Source organism: Bradyrhizobium sp. U531 (assembly GCF_051710265.1).
Taxonomy (GTDB): Bacteria; Pseudomonadota; Alphaproteobacteria; order Rhizobiales; family Xanthobacteraceae; genus Bradyrhizobium.
The window spans coordinates 301340-315624 of sequence record NZ_JASVEN010000001.1 but is presented as its reverse complement, the minus strand read 5'-3'; the positions used below and the strand labels follow the sequence as shown (position 1 = coordinate 315624).

Below are 14285 nucleotides of genomic sequence, written 5' to 3'. Positions count from 1 at the left end.
CGCGAGGTATCTCATGAAATCACTGAAGCTCATCGGTCTGGCATTCGGCGCATCGCTCGCGCTGTCGAGCGCGGCATTCGCGCAGGATGTCACCGTCGCAGTCGCAGGCCCGATGACCGGCGGCGAGTCCGCCTTCGGCCGCCAGATGAAGAACGGCGCCGAAATGGCCGTGGCCGATATCAACGCCGCCGGCGGCGTCAACGGCAAGAAGCTCGCGCTGTCCGTCGAGGACGACGCCTGCGATCCGAAGCAGGCGCGCTCGATCGCCGAAAAGATCGCCGGCGCGAAGATCCCGTTCGTCGCCGGACATTATTGCTCGTCGTCGTCGATCCCGGCGTCGGAAGCCTATGCAGACGGCAACGTTCTGCAGATCACCCCGGCCTCGACCAATCCGCTGTTCACCGAGCGCAAGCTCTGGAACGTGGCGCGCGTCTGCGGCCGTGACGATCAGCAGGGCCTGATCGCGGCGCAGTACATTGCCAAGAACTTCAAGGGCAAGAACATCGCGATCCTCAACGACAAGACCACCTACGGCAAGGGTCTGGCGGACGAGACCAAGAAGGCGCTCAACAAGGCGGGCGTCACCGAGAAGATGTACGAGTCCTACAACAAGGGCGACAAGGACTTCAACGCGATCGTCTCCCGCCTGAAGCGCGACAACATCGACCTCGTCTATGTCGGCGGCTACCATCAGGAGAGCGGGCTGATCCTGCGCCAGATGCGCGACCAGGGTCTCAAGACGATCCTGATGGCCGGCGACGCGCTCGCCGACAAGGAATACGCCTCCATCACCGGCCCCGCCGGCGAAGGCACGCTGTTCACCTTCGGTCCCGATCCGCGCGAGAAGCCGACCGCCAAGAAGATCGTCGACGCCTTCAAGGCCAAGAACATCGATCCCGAAGGCTACACGCTCTATACCTACGCGGCGATGCAGGTCTGGTCGCAGGCAGCCAAGAAGGCCGGCACCACCGACGCCAAGAAGGTCATGGAAGCGATGAAGGCCGGCAAGTGGGACACCGTCATCGGCCCGATCGAGTATGACGCCAAGGGCGACATCAAGCAGCTCGACTACGTCGTCTACAAGTGGGACGCCAAGGGCGGCTACGCCGAGATCAAGGGCAACGGCACCTGAGCGCGGCTCCGGGGCTCAGGCTCCGCCTTGCGATCGACCCCAACGCCCCGGCTTGCCCGGGGCGTTTTTTTTGTCGCGGCAGGATCAGACCGCTGCGGGCAGCTCGCCGGCGGCCGCGGCCTGTGCCTTCCGAAGCGCTTGCAGGAGATCATTCGGCCGAAACGGCTTTTGCAGGCAAACGACGCTGGCGAGGTGCGGCGATTCTTCCATGAAATCCAGCGCCGTCATTCCGGACACCGCCACGACGGGAAGCCCCGGCGCACGCTCCCGAAGCGCTGCGATGACGTCGACACCGCTGATGTCACCGAGGAAAATGTCGACGATCGCAGCGTCAAAGGGGCTTTCCGCGAAGGTTTTCAGCCCGGCCGCGCCACTGTCGGCCTCGGCCACCTCGTAATGATTGACCCGGAGCACGATCGCGACCATGGCGCGGACGTCCTTCTGGTCGTCGATAATGAGAACGCGAGGCATGGGAACAACTCCCGCAGATCGATCAAATGATATGATTCAAACCTGGAACCCGGCACAGCCGCAGGGCATTATGACACCGCCCAGTAAAGCGCATCTTACCTGATCCCTATTCCGCGTTCCTACCCAAATTAAGTAAGCTGTAACCGTCGGTTGAGTCGTCGCTGCATCAGTTCACGACACACGCCCGGAACGGGCTACCGTGCAGGTCGTGAAAGTAAAGACTACCGTTGGAACTGCGGAGATGCTCAAAACGGGTCTGCACGAGATGAACGCGCCTGCGATCGACCGAAGCACCTTCCTTTCGACCCTGCCGGCCACGCCGGCCGACCGCACCGCGGCTTTATGGATCGTCGGCATTTCCTCGATCCTGTTCGCGTTGGCCGTTCCGTTCGCCGGTACCCCGTTACTTCCAGTCCCCGCCTTCGTCGCGAGCTATCAATCCGCCCTCGCGGTGAGCGACATCGTCACGGCCGTGCTCCTGCTGTCACAGTTTTCGGTGCTGAGAACCCGCGCCCTGCTGTGGCTGTCGAGCGGCTACCTGTTCACCGCGGCGGCAGCCCTGGTCCACGCCCTCACCTTCCCCGGCCTGTTCGCACCGACCGGGCTATTTGGCGCCGGCGGCCAGACCACGGTCTGGCTCTACATGATCTGGCACGGTGTCTTCCCGCTCTTCGTCCTGGGCTATGCCTGGCTGAAGGAACATGACGGCGGCCCCAGGATCAGAGGCGCCACGAACACCGCGATCGGCGCCATCGTGCTCGGCGTGGTCGCGACCATGGGTCTCTTCACCTGGCTCGTCACGGCCCAGCACGATCTGCTGCCGGTCCTGCTGCGCGACGGCCGGTACACGCCGGCCATGATCGGGGTCGTGTCCTTCGTGTGGTCGCTGAGCTTTGCAGCGCTCGTTTCGCTCTGGTTCCGCCGCCCTCATTCGGTGATCGACGTCTGGCTCATGGTCGTGATGTGCGCATGGCTGTTCGACATCGCGCTGTCCGCGATCGTCAACGTCGCGCGTTTCGATCTCGGGTTCTACGCCGGCCGCCTCTACGGGCTCTGCGCGTCGAGCTTCGTGCTCGCGGTGCTGCTGATCGAGAACGTTCGCCTGCAGGCCCGGACGGTGGGTCTCGTCGGCAGGCTGCGCGAGCAATCGGCGTCGGATCGCGACTTCTACGGCAAGCGCCTCGCGCTCTACGGCGCCGTCGTCGAGTCCTCCAACGACGCCATCATCACGAAGACGCTCGACGGCGTCATCACCGGCTGGAACAAGGCTGCCGAGCACCTGTTCGGCTACTCCGCCGCTGAGGCTGTCGGCAGGTCGATCGACATCATCGTGCCGCAGGATAGAAAGGGCGAAATCAGGAGCATCCTCAACCGCATCGCCGGCAACGAGACGATCGCCCAGCACGAGACGGTGCGGATCCGAAAGGACGGCCGCGCGCTCGATGTCGTCCTGAATGTCTCGCCCTTGAGAGCCGACAACGGGGAGATCATCGGCGCCTCCAAGATCGCCCATGACATTACCGAGGAAAAGCAGGCCCAGGAGAAGCTGCGCCGCGAGATCGAAGAGCGTCAGCGCATCTTCGAGACCTCGCAGGACCTGATCCTGGTCACCGACGGTTTCGGCAATTTCGTCCAGGTCAGCCCGAGCGTGAAGGACATCCTCGGCTTCAATCCGGAAGACCTGATCGGGCACAGCGCGACCGAATTCATCCACCCCGAGGACCTCGAGAAGACGCGGGACGAGATGCGCGTCGCGCGCCGCGGCGCGACCAAGCGCAGCTTCGAGGCGCGCTACTATCATTTTGACGGCCACGAGGTCTCGCTGAACTGGATGGGCACCTGGTCGGAGCCCGTGAAACGTCATTTCTTCATCGGCCGGGATCTCACGGAGAAACAAGCCGCCGAAGCCCAGTTCCGGCAGGTCCAGAAGATGGACTCGATCGGCCAGCTGACCGGCGGCGTCGCTCACGATTTCAACAACGTGCTGACCGTCATCACCGGCACGATCGGCATCCTGGCCGACGCGGTTGCCGACCGCCCCGAGCTGGCTGCGATCACCAAGCTGATCGACGACGCCGCCGAACGCGGCGCGCAGCTGACCAAGCATCTGCTCGCCTTCGCCCGCAAGCAGCCGCTCCAGCCGCGCGAGATCGACGTCAACGCGCTGGCGCTCGAAGCCGCCAAGCTGCTGCACCCGACGCTGGGCGAGCAGATCACGATCATGCCGCAGCTCACCGAGGACGCCTGGCCGACGCTGGTCGACCCCGGCCAGCTCTCCACCGCGATCCTCAATCTGGCACTGAACGCGCGCGATGCCATGCCCGACGGCGGCACCCTGGTGCTGGAGACCCGCAACATTTTCCTCGACGACGGCTATGCCAGCATGAACCCCGACGTCGTCGCCGGCAATTACGTGATGATCGCCGTCAGCGACACCGGCAGCGGCATTCCGCCCGATTTGATCGACCGGGTCTTCGACCCGTTCTTCACCACCAAGGAGGTCGGCAAGGGCACGGGCCTTGGCCTCAGCATGGTGTTCGGCTTCGTCAAGCAGTCGGGCGGCCACATCAAGATCTACAGCGAGGTCGGCCACGGCACGAGCGTGAAGATCTACCTGCCGCGCTCGAGCGGCGTGCAGGAGACCGAGTTCGAGGTGCTGCAGAATACGCCCATCGCCGGCGGCAACGAGAGGATCCTGATCGTCGAGGACGACGCGCTGGTGCGGCAATATGTTGTGACGCAGGTCAAGAGCCTCGGCTACACCGCGCTCGAGGCCGCCAACGGCGCGGACGCCCTCACCATCATCGACAGCGACAAGGCCATCGACCTGCTCTTCACCGACATCATCATGCCGGGCAACATGAACGGCCGCCAGCTTGCCGACGAAGCGGCCCGGCGCCGCCCCGACCTCAAGACGCTGTTCACCTCGGGCTACACCGAGAACGCCATCGTCCATCACGGCCGGCTCGATTCCGGCGTGCTGCTGCTGGCAAAGCCCTACCGCAAGTCCGAGCTCGCCAAGATGCTGAGGACCGCGCTCGCCAGTTGAGCCTGCGGTGTTCGTACGCTATCGCTGGTGATCGTAGCGTAGGGAGTGCCGGCCTTGAAAAATTTGCTCACCGACATCGCCGGCATCCGCGTCGGCCATGCCCAGGACGCGAAAGTCGCCTCCGGCACCACAGCGATTGTTTTCGACCAACCGGCGATCACAGCGATCGACGTCCGCGGCGGAGCCCCCGGCACGCGGGAGGATGCGCTGCTCGATCTTGCCAGCACACAGGAACGCGTCGATGCGATCGCGCTGTCCGGCGGCTCCGCCTTCGGGATCGAGGCCGGCGGCGGCGTGCAGGCCTGGCTCGCCGAGCAGGGCCGCGGTCTCAATATCCGCGGTGCGGTGATCCCGCTGGTGCCGGGTGCGATCATGTTCGACCTGCTCAACGGCGGCAACAAGTCCTGGGGCCGCTTCGCGCCGTATCGCGATCTCGGCTACGCCGCGGCGGCGGCCGCGCGTGACGACTTCGCTCTCGGCAGCGTCGGCGCGGGCCTCGGAGCCACCACCGCGACCTTCAAGGGCGGGCTCGGCTCGGCTTCGGCGGTTCTCGCCAACGGCATAAAGGTCGCCGCGATCATGGTCGTCAACGCGGTCGGCAGCACGACCGTCGGCGAAGGGCCGTGGTTCTGGGCAGCGCCGTTCGAGGAGAACGGCGAGTTCGGCGGGCGCGGCCTGCCGCCCAAATTCACGCCGGACATGCTGGCGATGCGCATCAAGGGTGGTCCCGCCGCGAGCGCGCGCGAGAACACCACGATCGGCGCCGTCGTCACCGATGCGACACTGACCAAGGCCCAGGCCAAGCGGCTCGCGATGATCGCGCATACCGGAATGGCCCGCGCGATCTATCCGGTGCATGCCCCGACCGACGGCGACGTGCTGTTCGCGGCTGCGACCGGTGAGAAGCCGATCGAGCCGCTGGTCGGCCTCACCGAGCTCGGCACCGTCGCCGCCAACGTGGTCGCGCGCGCCATCGCACGCGGCGTGTACAACGCAAGCGCGCTGCCGTTTACTGGCGCGCAAGCGGCGTGGAAGGATCGGTTCGGCGGGTAGTGAGGCGCCTATCCCGCCACACATCAGGTGTCATCGCCCGGCGAAGGCCGGGCGATCCAGTATTCCAGAGACGACAGGGGTCAAACCGAGAGGCCGCGGCGTACTGGATGCCCCGCCTTCGCGGGGCATGACAGCGTCTTTCGCGGAGAGCGCTTTAGCTCACACGCTCATCGACATGGACGAGCCGGCCGTCGCTGAGGCGCCCTGGCCCTGCCCGCCCTGCTGCTGCATCAACTGCGCGAACAGATCGTAAGCCGAGTTACGGGGAGCGTTCGCGCCAGGCACGGTCGTCGACATCTTGAAGCCGTCGGCGTAGGTGACGGTGGTGGTGGTCGAGCCGTCGGCGGCCGTCGTCGTGGTCGAAGTCGACCCGCCAGCGGACTTCGACGAGGAATCCGATCCATCGCCCGAGCCGTCCGTGCCTTGGGCCTGATGGTGGCCGTGGTGGCCGCTCTTCAGCGCCTTCGACATCTCGTCCAGGCTCACACTGCCGTCCGTATTCGAGTCCAGCTTGGAGAACACGTCGTCGGCCTGCGCGAGGTTGGTCCCGCCGGCGCCCAGCGCGTCCTCGAACTCGGATTTGGTGATGCTGCCGTCGCCGTCCGCATCGATCTGCGAGAACAGGTCCTTGAGCGCTGCATCCCGGCCCTTCGAGGTCGAAGATGTCGAGCTCGCGGAAGTCGAGGTCGCCGCGCTGCTGGTGCCGTCGGACGATTGGCTCTGCGCGGCGATCAGCGCGCTCATCGTCTCCGGCGAAATCTGCGCGCAATTTCCCGAGTTGACGGAGGAGGTAGCACCGCTCGTCGCGCTGTTGCTGCTGCTGTTGATCGCAAACGGATTGCTCGCGCCCTGCGCTGACCCCGTCTTGTGGGTCGAGGAGGACGATTTCGAGTTCGTCAGCGACTGGATCGCATCGAGGGCGCTCGAGACGGCACCAAGGGCGAACAACATTGCACAACTCCAACCAAAGCGGCACGCCGCGGGTCAATGTTCTGCAGGAGATGTCAGCAAGCGTCGTGCCAGCGCAAAAAGCTCAATGAAATCCGCCGCTGCCGCGTTTCGGATGGCCCGGGAACATCGGCAATTCGTGCCGGTCGCGGCAGAAATTTCCGCCCACAGAAAGCGCGCCTCCCCCGCATTGCCCGCGCTGGAGGCGCATGTTAGGCGAGGCCATCTTTCACGGCTGCCTTTCCGGGAAACCGCGCCATGACCCAAGCTTTCGCCCCCCGCCCTCTGGCCATCGCCCCCTCGATCCTGGCCTCGGATTTCTCCAGGCTCGGCGAGGAGGTGCGCAGCGTGGACGCCGCCGGAGCCGACTGGATCCATCTCGACGTCATGGACGGCCACTTCGTTCCCAACATCTCCTACGGCCCCGACGTGATCAAGGCGATGCGTCCCCACACCAAGAAGGTGTTCGACGCGCATCTGATGATCTCGCCCTGCGATCCCTATCTCGAGGCGTTCGCGAAAGCCGGCTGCGACCACATCACCGTGCATGCGGAGGCCGGTCCGCATCTGCACCGCTCGCTTCAGGCGATCCGCGCGCTCGGCAAGAAGGCCGGCGTCTCACTCAATCCCGGCACGCCGGTCAGCACGCTCGAATATGTCCTCGACCTCGTCGACCTCGTGCTGGTGATGTCGGTCAATCCCGGCTTCGGCGGCCAGAAGTTCATCACCTCCGCGATCGGCAAGATCCGCGACATCCGCGCGATGACCGCGGGACGCCCGATCGACATCGAGGTTGACGGCGGCGTCGGTCCGGACGTCGCGGGCGCGCTCGCCGCGGCCGGCGCCAACGCTTTCGTTGCCGGCACATCCGTGTTCAAGGGCGGCACGCAGGACGCCTACAAGGCCAATATCATCGCGATCCGCAACGCGGCGATGGGAGCGCGCGGCGAAGCGATTTGAGCTAGATCAAACACACGCGCAAGCGACGGTAATTTTTCGCGGTTTTTACGGGTGTTGCGACGCGCAATGCCTAAATTTGCAACCTTGATCCGTACTCATCCGGACTTCACTGATTCGCGCAAATCACCGCAAGTGACTCCTGCCTGCTTTTGACGGGAGCACATCATGGCAACGACCCTGATTTGGACTGGTGTAGCGTTGTGGCTCGGGTTCAACGTGGTGGTTGCGGCGCGCAGCCTCTATGTGGCGCAACCGGTGAAGATCGCGGCTTCCGCCCGCATCATCCACCTTCAACGCCGCCGGGGCTGAGCGCCATGCAGATCGCCCTCGTGAAGCGTCAACCGAAACGCAGGTGCCGCATTCCGCGCCGCCCGCATCCGGGCCTCGATTACTTCTTCGGCCGCCTCGAGCGCACCGAGGGCACGCTGGACGACGATGCGGGGCTCGACACGACGGACCTCGACCACTCGTTTCCTTCTCAACGCCGACACTAAGATCTACTTTCCGGACCGCCCATGAAACCGCACTGCCCGAACTGCCTGAAGGAAATGACCAAGGCATCCGCCTCGCGTAACCTGTTCAATTGCGAGCCTTGCCGCGAGATCATCCAGTATTTCGGCGGCAGCGCGGATCACGGCGAGCCCGGCCCGCAATTCTCCTGGCCGATCCGCCGCAAGCGCGTCGCCCACTCCGCCCACGCGGCCTGATCGACGCGGAAAGAGCGCAGCCCTATCCGGCTGCCTCGCCGGCCTCGCTCTCACCGACATCCCCTGCCATCCGCGGCGGCCGCACCACGGTGACCGTGCAGCTCGCTTCCGAAGCCACCTTGGCCGAGACGCTGCCGAGCAGCGTACGGCGGAACGAGCTCTGCCGGGCGCCGATGATGACGTGATCGACCTGGTTGACCTCGGCGAACTCCAGCAGCGCGGCGGCGGGGTCGACCGCCTCCAGCACGTGAACCGATAGCCGGCTCTGATCCAATTTGAGCGGCGTCGCCCAATGCCTGAGCGCGACCAGGCGGTCGATATGCTTGTTGGAGCCCTGCTCGTCCAGTGTCCGGTCGATCGCGATCCGGTTCAGCTTGAGCACGTTGACGCAGGCAAGCCGCGCTGACGGCAAGGTGGCGAGGATGCGCTCGGTCGTCATGCGCAGCGCTTCGTTCAGCTCGGCTGCGCCTTCCTCCGTATCGAGCGCGACGGCGAGGATCGGGCTCGATGCGATCTGGGCGGCGACATCCGATTTTGCGCGCGGCGCCATGACGCCGAGGTTGAAGCGGCGGCGCCAGGCGACGCTGAGGGGATCGCGCTTCAGCCGTTCCGCACGTTTGGTGAGCTTGACCTGGTCCGGATGGGCGAGATCGAAGGCGAGCTGGGACGCCGTCGGATAGCGCCACACCGGCTCGATCTCGAGACAGCGCAGCACGATTTCCTGAAGCCAGGGCGGGTAGTCGGCGCGCAGGCTTCGCGGCGGATGCGGATCGCGCCACAGCCGGCGCCGCATCGCGCGCAGCGTCTCGCCCTCGCCGAACGGCCGCTCGCCGGTCGTGAAGAAGTAAAGCAGCACGCCGAGCGAAAACAGGTCGCTGCGTGGATCGTCGCGCACCCCCGACAGCCGCTCGGGCGCCATGTAGGGCGCGGTGCCGTAAGGCAGGCGGAATTCCTCCTGCAACAGATCCGGCAGATGGTTGTGATGCGACAGGCCGTAGTCGATCAGCACCGCCTCGCCGCTCTCGCGGAACATGATGCTACTCGGCTTGATGTCGTGATGAATCACGTTCTGCCGGTGCAGATCGGCGAGCGCGGTTGCGATCCTGGCGACGAGCTGCCGCGCCTCGTCATAGGGCAGCGGCAGGTCGGACAGCCGCTTGTAGAGCGTGGTCCCGGAAATCCGCTCGATCACGACATAGGCCTGATGTGCGAAATCGCCGGTGCCGAAACAGGTCGGGACGTGCGGCCCCGCCAGTCGCGGCAGGATCATCATCTCCATCTCGAAGGAGACGATCGCGGCGGGATCCTCACCCTCGGACACCCGCGGGATCTTCATCAGCAAGGGTACGTCGATGCCGGGATGGGTGACCGTCCAAAGCGTCGCCATGCCGCCGGCGTGAACACATTCGCCGATGGTGTAACCGTCGATCTCCGCGCCGGACTTGACCAGTGATTTCGGCATCGGCCCCTAGCGCCCCTGCGACAGCCGGTCGGCAAGCCAGTGCGGCAGGCCATTGTCGCGGATCCTACCCGCAGCGGTCGCGATGTCATAGGGCGCGCGGCAATAGGTGATCTGGCACGACTCGGTGTCGAACAACACAAAGGCTGCCGACGGATCGCCGTCGCGAGGCTGGCCGACCGACCCCATCACAGCGAGCCATTGCCGTCCGCGCAGCAGCTGCACCGGGACATCGGTCTTCGGTGTGAAGCTCGTCATCTTCGCCGTCACCGACATCGAATAGAGAGCGGGACGATGGATATGGCCGCAGAAGGTGACATGGGCGGGCGTCGCGATCAGGCTCTTGGCGGCGTCCAGCGTCGAGCGGACATAGTGCCAGCGCTGGGGACTCGAGGCTTCCGAATGCACGAACAGGCGATCGCTGTCCTCGACCAGCATCGGCAATTCGCTCAGGAACCGGCGCTGCGCGGTGTCGAGCCGGCCACGCGTCCACTCGATCGCGACCTGGGCCTCCGCGTTCATGGTCTCGGCGGAGGAATTCACCGCCTGGTCGTGATTGCCGCGCACGGCGATCGCCCCCTGGGCGACGAGCTCCATCGCGGTATCCACCACCCATTCGGGATCGCCGCCATAACCGACGAAATCACCGAGCAGGACGAAGCGCTCCGCACCCTTCGCACGGGCGACCTTCAGGCAAGCCTCGAAGGCTTGCCGGTTGCCGTGGATATCTGAAAAGACAGCGAGAAGCACGCACCCTCCACCCTCCAATTCTTATCGAAGGCCGATAAGGCCAAATTGAGGGATGTCAACAAGATGCGCCAGCGCCGGGCGGTTGACCAGCGCCCGGCGGCACGATGGTGAAGAGCCTATTGCTCGTCTTTCGCGGGCATCCGCGGCGGAGGTATCGGCGTGAATACGCTGCCTTGCGCGCCGGCCGGCGGGGCGAGGAATTCGCCGGTCGATGAATCTCCGCCGGTGGTCTCCAGAATGGTTTTCGGCGTCACATACTCCCGGACCATGTCGATGAGACTGCCATCGCCGCCGCCGAAATCCGCCGCGCGGCCGCCTTGCGGATGTCCCAGCGCGATCTCGTTCTCCGCAGCATGGGTCTTGTCGGCAAGGGCGTCGTTATAGGGCACGCGAAACGCCCGCGGGATACCGCTCGGACGATTATCCTCGTCGAGCTGCTCGACCCACAGATAGATCGAGCCGGGATCGCCCTGAAGCGAATGCGGCTCGACGATGCGGGCCTTCAACAGCTTAAAGGTCGTCGGCAGCCGGTCGGAACTGGCCCAGCCGAGCAATCCGCGCATCTCGGTGAAGCTGACGACATAGAAGGCGCTGGTCACCACCACCGCGATCGCCTTCAGCGACCAGTGCAGCCGCGCATAGACCAGCACGACCAGCAGCAGCGCGCCGATCACGGCGTAGGCGACCGACAGCGTGAGGATGACCGTCTGCAAATCAATCACGGCGTATCCTCTTGGCGTTGCTGCTCACACCGGTCCTCGGATCGAGATCGGCCCCGTTGCGCCAGCTGCTGCGGAACGTCTCGAGCAGCGATTTCGGCCGCTGGTTCACATCGACGACCTTGCCCTCCGTGTCGAGCCGGAACCTCACCGCGGTCTTCTCGTCGCCGGTGTGGTCGAGCGTGAACTTGTTGTCGAACACGACCTGCGCCGTCGGATTGAGCTTCTGCACTTTGATATTGGCCGTGACGGGCTCCCCGGTCGTCGCCACGAAATGCGAGACGTTGACGGTGTATTCACCGGGGATCATGCCGCGCAGCGTGACGATCTCCTCGCGGATGGGCGAGGCGATCTTCTTGCCGGCGACCATGATGAAGTCGTTGGAGCCGCCGCGGTCGTCGCGGTCGAGGGTGAGGAAGCCGGCCTCGCGGTGGCGATACCAGGCGATATTGCCGGCGGGATCCTGCACGAACAGGTCGAGATCGTCGGGGTGATTGTCCGGCCAGTCCAGCGTGATGATGAACTCGGCCTTGGAGTCGATCTTGCCGTCCTTGGCGTCCGGGGAGACCGCGAGCAGCGCCAGGAAGAACAGGAATGCGATGACCTGGAGCGCCTTGAACAGCATCACGCCCAGCGGATCGAACGGCTCCTCGCGCGGATAGAGACCGAAATCATCCATCATGACGTGGTCCCGGCGCCTTCATGTCCCGCACCCTTGCGCTCCAGCGCCGGCGTCACATAGGTCTCGGTCAGCACCACCGCATCCGAGAACACCCGCTGGGTCGCGGCATCCAGCATGTAATACTGGATGCGGACCAGGATCGAGCCGACGAGGCCCGCCAGCGTGGTGTACATCGCGACCGCCATGCCGTCGCTCATCAGCCCCATCGAGGACCGCATCGCGACCTTGTCGGCGGCATCCAATCCCGCGATCGGCGCCAGCATGATGATGAAGCCGACGATGGTGCCGAGCAGACCGAGCTTCATCAGCGTATCCGAGACGAAGGCGCCAAACCCGTTGGAGCCGCGCAGGCGGTCGGCAAGCGTCCGCAGCAGCAGGGTCTGGTCGACCGGGCGGTAATCCTGCGCGGCGGCCTTGGTCACCAGGCTCTCGATGTGATCGCGCACCAGCCCGCGCGGCAGCGCCGTCGCACCGGCATCGAGCACCTTGCCGCCATCAGGCGCCGCGAGCGCCGCGCGGCAGCGCCGCGCCGCCGCCCCCTCCCGCGCGATCGCCCGCGTGCGCACGAAGCAGTGACCGCAGGTGAGGATATAGAGCACCGCGATGACGCTGGAAATGTAGGTGCGGTCGGAGTTCAGCATCAGGCGGATCAGGCCGAACCGCCACAGCAGCACCACGGCGAAGATCGAAAGCCCGGTGAAGATCATCCAGAACAGCAGCGCGCTGCGCTCGGATGGGTCGGTCGCGGCCGGCGCGATCGGTCCAATCGTCATCGAACTCATGCTGCACCGCTCCTTGCGCGCCACGTTGGGCCTGTCGAGATTCCTGCCCGATTAGATCAAAGCTGCCGTATCAGGTCCAAAGACCCATGCCCAATCCGGCTTGGGAAATTTGCCCGAGCTGCAATCCCGCCACACCCCGCAATTGGCAAGGCGCGGCGGCGTTGTTAGGCTGAGCTTATCAAACGTCGGGGATGATCGCATGCGCCTCGTGCTTCAGCTTGTCGCCCGTCTGCTGCTCATCGTGGCTCTGTGCCTGGGGGCCGCGACGGTGTGGGCTACGTTCGACGCCTATCGCAGCGTCGACCGGGCGACTGCGGCCTCGGCGCAGCGGGTCGGGCAGGCTCTTCAGGCCTTGTACTGGCACGAGTTCTTGTTGCGCAGCAGCAGAACGCGCGAACAGCTCCTGCCGGTTCCGGAATGGCGCACGCTGGAGACGATGAAGCTGATTTCGCCGGGCGTCTGTGTCGAGTTCCAGCCGGCCATCGCATTTGAGAAGCCGCTCTGCGGCCAGAGCGAGGGCCTGGGCAAGACCCCGCCGCGCTGGTTCGCATCGATCGTGCCGATCTTCCTGGGCAGTCACGCCGAAGTGGTGCGGCCGGTCAGCCCCCGTGCCGCATCGGCCGGCACGGTGGTCGCAACGCCGGATGCCGCGGCCGCGATCTCGCTGGCCTGGGAGTACATCCTCAACGTGATCGACGTCGCGCTGTTGATGGCGGCTGCCATCGCCTTACTGGCATCGCTCGCGATCGCGCATGCGCTGGCCCCGGCGCGAGCGATCGTCACCGCCTTGCAGCGCATGGCGCGCGGCCAGTATCGCACCAAGCTGCCCCGGTTCCGCTCGATGGAGCTGGCCATGATCGGCAACGCCGTCGGCGAGCTTGGCGGCCGGCTGGAGGAAGCCACCGAGCAGCGCGCGACGCTGACACGGCGCCTGATCGAGATCCGCGACGACGAGCGCCGTGCGCTGGCCCGCGAGCTCCACGACGAGTTTGGGCAAAATCTGTCCGCCATCCTCGCCTTCGCCAACACGATCGAGACCGCGAGCGCGAAGGACAGCAAGAACGATGGCATCGCACAGGATGCGCGCATGATCTCGCAGGCCACCCATCACCTGATGGCCTCGCTGCGCGATGCGCTGAAGCGGCTGCGCAATCCCCTGCCCGAGGAGCTCGGGCTCGAGGCATGCCTCGTCAATCTCGTGGACAGCTGGCGCTCGCAGAGCGCGGCACGGCCGACGATCCAGCTCGACCTCAGGGGTGATCTTGCGGATGTGCGCGGGGCGGCCGCAACCACCGCCTATCGCGTCGCACAGGAATGCCTGACCAACGCGCTGCGTCACAGCGCGGCACGCGAGATCTCCTTGCGCGTCGAGCGGCGCGCCGGCGAGGATGACGCCCTGCTGATCCGCGTCGAAGACGACGGCGGCGGTGATGCGGAGCGCGTCGCGCAATCGGCCGGCTTTGGCCTCACCGGCATCCGCGAGCGCGTCGCGGCGGCGGGCGGTTCGCTGTCGATCCTGCCGGCCCGCCGCGGCCTCAGCGTCGCCGCCACCATCCCGCTCGCCGCGTGAGGC

The 14285-nt window shown here is 65.5% G+C and carries 15 protein-coding genes; 8 read left to right on the top strand and 7 right to left on the bottom strand.

Annotated elements, in window-relative coordinates; all coding sequences use genetic code 11:
* The first annotated feature begins 13 nt into the window (after positions 1-13).
* Entirely contained in the window at positions 14-1132 is a 1119-nt protein-coding gene (locus QRQ56_RS01495) for a branched-chain amino acid ABC transporter substrate-binding protein (protein WP_438737095.1), read from the top strand.
* Between the two features lie 84 nt (positions 1133-1216).
* Here QRQ56_RS01495 and QRQ56_RS01490 read toward each other — a convergent pair whose 3' ends face one another.
* A complete protein-coding gene (locus QRQ56_RS01490) occupies positions 1217-1603 on the bottom strand; it encodes a response regulator (protein ID WP_438737093.1) in 387 nt (128 codons plus the stop codon).
* A 241-nt stretch (positions 1604-1844) separates the two neighbouring features.
* Here QRQ56_RS01490 and QRQ56_RS01485 point away from each other — a divergent pair, with 241 nt between their 5' ends.
* Positions 1845-4652: a PAS domain S-box protein gene (locus QRQ56_RS01485; RefSeq protein ID WP_438737092.1), complete on the top strand. Its 2808-nt coding sequence runs from the start codon at positions 1845-1847 to the stop codon at positions 4650-4652.
* Between the two features lie 54 nt (positions 4653-4706).
* A complete protein-coding gene (locus tag QRQ56_RS01480; RefSeq protein WP_438737090.1) occupies positions 4707-5705 on the top strand; it encodes a P1 family peptidase in 999 nt (332 codons plus the stop codon).
* Between the two features lie 159 nt (positions 5706-5864).
* Here QRQ56_RS01480 and QRQ56_RS01475 read toward each other — a convergent pair whose 3' ends face one another.
* Complete coding sequence (locus QRQ56_RS01475) at positions 5865-6656, bottom strand: EF-hand domain-containing protein (protein ID WP_438737089.1); 792 nt, start codon at positions 6654-6656, stop codon at positions 5865-5867.
* 255 nt (positions 6657-6911) lie between these two features.
* Here QRQ56_RS01475 and rpe point away from each other — a divergent pair, with 255 nt between their 5' ends.
* The 4 genes from rpe to QRQ56_RS01455 all read left to right on the top strand — a co-directional run bounded on the left by rpe (position 6912) and on the right by QRQ56_RS01455 (position 8320).
* Positions 6912-7613 carry a ribulose-phosphate 3-epimerase gene (gene rpe / locus QRQ56_RS01470; protein ID WP_438737087.1) on the top strand — a complete coding sequence of 234 codons (702 nt, stop codon included), beginning with the start codon at positions 6912-6914 and terminating at the stop codon, positions 7611-7613.
* A gap of 165 nt (positions 7614-7778) precedes the next feature.
* A complete protein-coding gene (locus QRQ56_RS01465; protein ID WP_438737085.1) occupies positions 7779-7922 on the top strand; it encodes a hypothetical protein in 144 nt (47 codons plus the stop codon).
* A gap of 5 nt (positions 7923-7927) precedes the next feature.
* Positions 7928-8107: a hypothetical protein gene (locus tag QRQ56_RS01460; RefSeq protein WP_438737083.1), complete on the top strand. Its 180-nt coding sequence runs from the start codon at positions 7928-7930 to the stop codon at positions 8105-8107.
* Between the two features lie 21 nt (positions 8108-8128).
* Positions 8129-8320 carry a hypothetical protein gene (locus QRQ56_RS01455; RefSeq protein WP_298241234.1) on the top strand — a complete coding sequence of 64 codons (192 nt, stop codon included), beginning with the start codon at positions 8129-8131 and terminating at the stop codon, positions 8318-8320.
* 22 nt (positions 8321-8342) lie between these two features.
* On the opposite strand, the gene QRQ56_RS01450 is transcribed toward QRQ56_RS01455, so the two are convergent.
* From QRQ56_RS01450 to QRQ56_RS01430, 5 genes are all read right to left on the bottom strand, one after another.
* On the bottom strand, positions 8343-9782 hold the full coding sequence (locus QRQ56_RS01450) for a serine/threonine protein kinase (RefSeq protein ID WP_438737081.1): 1440 nt from the start codon (positions 9780-9782) through the stop codon (positions 8343-8345).
* 6 nt (positions 9783-9788) lie between these two features.
* Positions 9789-10529, bottom strand: a complete 741-nt coding sequence (locus QRQ56_RS01445) for a metallophosphoesterase family protein (RefSeq protein WP_438737079.1) — start codon at positions 10527-10529, stop codon at positions 9789-9791.
* Positions 10530-10645: 116 nt separating this feature from the next.
* Positions 10646-11251, bottom strand: a complete 606-nt coding sequence (locus QRQ56_RS01440; RefSeq protein ID WP_438737077.1) for a hypothetical protein — start codon at positions 11249-11251, stop codon at positions 10646-10648.
* Positions 11244-11930 carry a hypothetical protein gene (locus QRQ56_RS01435; RefSeq protein ID WP_438737075.1) on the bottom strand — a complete coding sequence of 229 codons (687 nt, stop codon included), beginning with the start codon at positions 11928-11930 and terminating at the stop codon, positions 11244-11246. Before QRQ56_RS01435 ends, QRQ56_RS01440 begins: the two co-directional genes overlap by 8 nt.
* The gene (locus QRQ56_RS01430) at positions 11927-12712 is read right to left on the bottom strand and encodes a MotA/TolQ/ExbB proton channel family protein (protein ID WP_438737073.1); all 786 of its coding nucleotides are present in this window, start codon (positions 12710-12712) and stop codon (positions 11927-11929) included. The genes QRQ56_RS01435 and QRQ56_RS01430 overlap by 4 nt, the downstream gene beginning before the upstream one ends.
* A 199-nt stretch (positions 12713-12911) precedes the next feature.
* Here QRQ56_RS01430 and QRQ56_RS01425 point away from each other — a divergent pair, with 199 nt between their 5' ends.
* A complete protein-coding gene (locus tag QRQ56_RS01425) occupies positions 12912-14282 on the top strand; it encodes a sensor histidine kinase (protein ID WP_438737072.1) in 1371 nt (456 codons plus the stop codon).
* Positions 14283-14285 lie beyond the last annotated feature (3 nt).